General features: G+C 65.1%; 1 protein-coding gene. It reads right to left on the bottom strand.

Going from position 1 to position 324, the window contains the following annotated elements:
• Positions 1 to 324, bottom strand: a 324-nt coding sequence (locus tag STRAU_RS15150) for an AMP-binding protein (protein ID WP_037659594.1), incomplete at both ends; no start/stop codon positions are given.

The raw sequence follows: 324 nt of genomic DNA, 5'->3' as shown, positions 1-324 counted from the left end.
CTCCGGGTCCTCGCCCTGCGCGGCGATCAACTGCCTGAAAGCACTCGGCGTCTGGTTGAGCACCGTCACACCCGAGGCACACAGCAGCCGGTAGAAGTCCTGCGGGCTCCGCGTCACCGCCTGCGGTACGACCACCAGCCGACCGCCGTGCAGCAGCGCACCCCACATCTCCCACACCGAGAAGTCGAACGCGAAGGAATGGAACAGCGCCCACACGTCCCGCTCACCGAAACGGAACCACTCGTCCGTCGACGTGAACAACCGCACCACATTGCGGTGTTCGACCATCACACCCTTGGGCACACCCGTCGAACCCGACGTGTA

This window comes from Streptomyces aurantiacus JA 4570, from assembly GCF_000414115.1.
In the GTDB taxonomy this organism is placed as follows: domain Bacteria; phylum Actinomycetota; class Actinomycetes; order Streptomycetales; family Streptomycetaceae; genus Streptomyces; species Streptomyces aurantiacus_A.
This window is presented reverse-complemented; position numbering and strand designations above follow the sequence as displayed.